Raw genomic sequence first — 4,790 nt, forward strand, 5'->3', positions numbered from 1 at the left:
CGCCGGGTCGACGTCGACGATGAGGCACACGCCCTCGTTGAGCGTGACGGCGAGCGGCTGGGCACCGCCCATCCCGCCGCACCCGGCGGTCAGCGTGAGCGTGCCGCGCAACGTCCCGCCGAACCGCTTCTCCGCCACGGCGGCGAACGTCTCGTAGGTCCCCTGCACGATCCCCTGGGTGCCGATGTAGATCCACGACCCGGCCGTCATCTGGCCGTACATCGTCAGCCCGAGGTGCTCGAGCCGCCGGAACTCGGGCCAGGTGGCCCAGTCGCCTACGAGGTTGGAGTTCGCGATGAGCACGCGCGGCGCCCACTCGTGGGTCTGCATGACCCCGACGGGCTTGCCGGACTGGACGAGCATCGTCTCGTCCTCCTTGAGCGTGGTCAGCGTGCGCACCATCGCGTCGAAGGCAGACCAGCTGCGCGCCGCGCGCCCGGTGCCGCCGTAGACGACGAGGTCGTCCGGCCGCTCGGCCACCTCGGGGTCGAGGTTGTTCATGAGCATCCGCAGCGGGGCCTCGGTCGCCCAGGACCGCGCGGTGAGCGTCGTCCCCCGCGCCGCGCGGACGGGTCGTGCACCTTCCATGTCAGTTCCCTTCTCGTTCAAGCCGTTTCAAAGTTCCAAAAGGTCAGAGAGCCACAACCGCGAGGTATGCCGCGGAGCGGGGTTGCGATCGCCGGTTACCGCCGCTCCCGCCCCAGGGCATCAGCGCAGGGGGCCGGTCACGGACTCGGCCGCAGCGACGACGGAGCGGTCGACGACCGCCTGCCACGCCCCCTCGATGTCCGGCGCGAGGAACCGGTCGGGCCCGGGCTCCGTGCGGGTCTCGGCGTCGAGGGCCGTGATGACGGCAGCCGCGGCCGCTCCCGGCTCGAGCGGGGCGCGCAGCTGGATGCCGCGGGCCGCGGTCAGCAGCTCGATCGCGAGCACCCGGGACAGGGCGTCCACCGACCGCCGCAGCTTGCGGGCCGCGGACCAGCCCATCGACACGTGGTCCTCCTGCATGGCCGAGCTCGGGATCGAGTCGACCGAGGCCGGCACGGCGAGGCGCTTCAGCTCCGAGACCATCGCCGCCTGGGTGTACTGCGCGATCATGAGCCCGGAGTCGACCCCGGGGTCGTCGGCGAGGAAGGGCGGCAGCCCGTGGTTGCGGGCCGGGTCGAGGAACCGGTCGGTCCGCCGCTCCGACATCGAGGCGACGTCGGCGGCGACGATGGCGAGGAAGTCGAGCACGTAGGCGACCGGCGCCCCGTGGAAGTTGCCGTTCGACTCGACCCGCCCGTCGAGGGTCACCACCGGGTTGTCCACGGCGGAGGCGAGCTCGACGCCCGCGACCCGTGCCGCGTGGGCCAACGTGTCCCGTGCGCCGCCATGGACCTGGGGCGCACAGCGGAGCGAGTAGGCGTCCTGGACTCGGGTGCACTCCTCCGTGCGATGCGACTCCCGGATCGCCGAGTTGGCCATCACGGCGAGGATGTTGGCCGCCGAGGCCTGCTGTCCCGGGTGGGGCCGGAGCTCGTGGAGGTCGGCCTGGAAGACGTCGTCGGTGCCCAGCAGGCCCTCGACGCTCATGGCGGCGGCGACGTCGGCGACCTTGAGCAGGTGCCGCAGGTCGTCGATGGCGAGGACGAGCATGCCGAGCATGCCGTCCGTCCCGTTGATGAGGGCGAGCCCCTCCTTCTCGGCGAGCACGACCGGCTCGATCCCGGCTGCGCTCAGGGCCTCGGACGCGTCCATCCCGACGCCGTCGGCATCGCGGACCAGGCCCTCGCCCATGACGGCCAGCGCGCAGTGGGCGAGCGGCGCGAGGTCGCCGGAGCAGCCCAGCGACCCGTACTCGTGTACGACCGGGGTGATCCCGGCACTCAGCACAGCGGCATACGCGTTCGCGGTTTCGAGCCGCACCCCCGTGCGGCCGGTCGCAAGCGTCGAGAGGCGCAGCAGCATGAGCGCCCGGACGACCTCGCGCTCGACCTCGTCGCCGGTGCCGGCGGCGTGTGAGCGGACCAGCGACCGCTGCAGCTGGGCGCGGCGCTCGACGGGGATGTGCCGGGTCGCGAGCGCCCCGAAGCCGGTCGAGACGCCGTAGTGGGGCACCACGTCGTCGGCGAGCGCCTCGATGACCCCGCGGCTCGACGCGATGGCGGCCTGGGCCTCCGGGGACAGCTCGACGCTGGCGCCTCCGCGGGCCACCGCGATGACGTCGTCGAAGGTGAGGGGACCGGTTCCGACCGTCACGGTCGAGGCGGCCCGGTCGAGGTCGGCTGGTGCAGTCGTCATGTCTCCATCGAACAAGGCCCACGGGCCCCGGACCAGCACCCCCGGAAGCACTAGTGTCTGAGATCCGAGATAGCCTGCACCTATCCGAGGGCCCACCGCCGGTCCTACGATCGATTCAACGGACCCACGGAGAGAAGTCATGGCGAACGCGCCGGCCGCGGCCAACGCCCTCGATGTGCTGGAGCACCTGTCCCGGCACGCCGAGCCGCTGCCAGCCGCCGCGATCGCCAGGGACCTGGGGCTGCCCCGCTCGTCGGTCTACCACCTGCTCAAGGTGCTGCACGGGCGCGGCTACGTCACGCACTACGCCGAGGAGCGGCGGTTCGGGCTCGGATCGGCGGCCTACGAGCTTGGCTCCGCCTACCAACGGCAGGCCCCCCTCGCTCGGCTCGCGCGTGCGGCGATGCGCCGCCTCGTCGACCAGGTCGGCCGCAACGCCCACTTCGCCACCCTCGACGGGCGCGACGTCATCTACCTGCTCGAGGAGCGCGCGGCCGGCCAGCCGACGCTCGTCACCGACGTCGGCGTCCGGCTGCCGGCGCACCTCACGGCCAGCGGGCTCGCGATGCTCTCGGTCCTGCCGCAGTCGCACGTCCGGGCGCTCTACCCCGACCGTGGCGCGTTCATCCAGCGCAACGGCACCGGCCCGCGGTCGCTCACCGAGCTGCGGAGCCTCCTCAGCCGCACCCGCACCGACGGCTTCGCCCGCGAGGACGGCACCGTCACGCCCGACCTGTCCTCGATCGGCGTGCCGGTCCTCGACCGTTCCGGCCGGCCGCTCGCCGCCATCGCCGTCACGTTCCGCTCCGAGGACGGCTCGCCGGAGCACCTCGGCGACCTCGTCGGCCACACGCGCGGCGCAGCCAACGACATCGCCCGACGGCTGAGCCCCGCCCGCCCATAAGGGGTATGCCGCTCACTCACTCCCAGCCCGCCGTCGCCTCCGCCAGCCGGGCCAGACCGCTGCGGGCCAGGGACTTGCCACGTTCGACCAGGGCCGCGGCGAGGACGGCGAGGAGACCGGCGACCGCGATGAGGAGCCACATCCCCGCGCCCTGCCAGGCTGGCAGCAGCGCGACGAGCGGGGCCGCGACGAGGAGCAGCGCGCCCACGAGGACGGTGCCCGCGCCCGCCGCGACCCTGCGCCGAACCTCCGTGACGACGCCCCACCACGCGACCGCGAGCCCGAGGACGATGGCCAGCAGCGCGTGACCCGGGCCGACCGCGAGGGCCGATGCGAGGGCGGGACCGACGAGCAGGACGACACCGGAGAGCTCGAGGACGACGATCTCGCTCGATGCGACCGGTTCCGATCGCTGCACTCGGTCGTGCCGCCAGAGCCCGACGGCGACGAGGGCGGCGAAGCCGGCTGGGATGGTGACCGATTCCGGTCCTGCTCCGAGCAGGTCGAACCCCATCGAGACCCAGGCGGCGCACGCGAGCGCCGGCGAGAGCATCTGGAAGCCGACCCGGCGCCAGGCGACCCCAATCGCGGCCGCCTGCAGCGAGGCCACCGCCAGGGGCAGCGCGACAGGCACGCCGAGGGCACCAGTGCCGCCGACCCATGCTGTCAGCAGCGCCCAGACGGTGGGCGGCACCCCGAGCACGAGGAGCGCGCGACGCCAGGGTGCACCCGCGCCGCCGGTGACGGCGAGCACCGCCACCGCGGAGGCAGCCGCGATCCCGCTCGCCGCGATCACCTCGGCCCGCGGGGACGCCTCCCCCGATCCGAGGCCGACCACGATGGCAGCGAGGAGGTATGCCGCTGCGCCCTCCCGCAGCCAGCCGACGTTCACCGCGCTCACAACGAGGGCCAGAGCGGCGGCGGTGACCGTCAGGCCGGCAGCCACGGCCCAGCTGCCAAGCGCAGTCGCGGGAGCCGCGGGGGCGAGCACGATGGCGGCCACCAGGGCCTCGACGGCCGCGGCAGCACCACCCCAGACGAGCCACCATTGCCGATCCACCTCGGGCAGTACCCGGGCGAGCACTGCCGTCACGGCGAGCACGGCTGCCGCGACGAGCGCCGCGGTGTCGATGGACCGCTGGGCGGGCCACGCCAGCCAGTCGAGCGCCGTCGCCCCCGCGGCAACGGCGGCAAGAGCGCCACCGGCCCGGCAGGCGAGGTCCCACGGGCTCTCCACCAGCGCGCCGAGCACGGTCAGGACCGCGGCGAGGCCGACGAGGCCGAGGGCGAGCCAGCCGCTCCCGGCGATGGAGGCCCCGAGCAGTAGGAGCACCGCGCCGAGAGCCCCGAGGGCAGCAGCGGCGGACCGGTGGCGCCGCAGTCGTGCCGCCACGGCCAGACACTCGAGGCCCGCCAGGGTCCAGCAGAGCGCCTCGGTGGCAGTGCCGACGCCGAGCAGCACCCCCGTCGCGGCCACGGGGGCGGCGGCGAGGAGGAGCGCCAGGTCCCAGCGACCCCACCACGGCAGCGACGGCTCACGTGCCGGGCGCGATCCAGCGGGAGCCGCAGCCATCGAGCCCTGGCCGGGCCGCTCCGCAGGACC

3 protein-coding genes and 1 pseudogene are annotated in these 4,790 nt (G+C 74.1%); 1 reads left to right on the forward strand and 3 read right to left on the reverse strand.

Annotation, left to right across the window (positions count from 1 at the left end; translation table 11 throughout):
- Both ACTHJJ_RS18455 and hutH read right to left on the reverse strand, forming a co-directional pair.
- A pseudogene (locus ACTHJJ_RS18455) lies at positions 1-588 on the reverse strand (urocanate hydratase); the annotation flags it as partial.
- Between the two features lie 120 nt (positions 589-708).
- Positions 709-2,283, reverse strand: coding sequence for a histidine ammonia-lyase (gene hutH / locus ACTHJJ_RS18460; protein WP_440304410.1), 1,575 nt, complete (start codon positions 2,281-2,283; stop codon positions 709-711).
- A 139-nt stretch (positions 2,284-2,422) separates the two neighbouring features.
- Here hutH and ACTHJJ_RS18465 point away from each other — a divergent pair, with 139 nt between their 5' ends.
- Complete coding sequence (locus ACTHJJ_RS18465; RefSeq protein WP_440304411.1) at positions 2,423-3,187, forward strand: IclR family transcriptional regulator; 765 nt, start codon at positions 2,423-2,425, stop codon at positions 3,185-3,187.
- Between the two features lie 16 nt (positions 3,188-3,203).
- On the opposite strand, the gene ACTHJJ_RS18470 is transcribed toward ACTHJJ_RS18465, so the two are convergent.
- Positions 3,204-4,790 (reverse strand): hypothetical protein (locus ACTHJJ_RS18470; protein ID WP_440304412.1); only part of this gene is annotated, 1,587 nt, incomplete at its 5' end.

The sequence above is a fragment of the Intrasporangium sp. genome (genome assembly GCF_051961875.1).
In the GTDB taxonomy this organism is placed as follows: Bacteria; Actinomycetota; Actinomycetes; order Actinomycetales; family Dermatophilaceae; genus Intrasporangium_A.

Bases quoted from the DNA above. Each gene is read 5' to 3' on its own strand.
- hutH (WP_440304410.1), bottom strand. From the start codon at position 2,283: ATGACGACTGCACCAGCCGACCTCGACCGGGCCGCCTCGACCGTGACG.
- ACTHJJ_RS18465 (WP_440304411.1), top strand. From the start codon at position 2,423: ATGGCGAACGCGCCGGCCGCGGCCAACGCCCTCGATGTGCTGGAGCAC.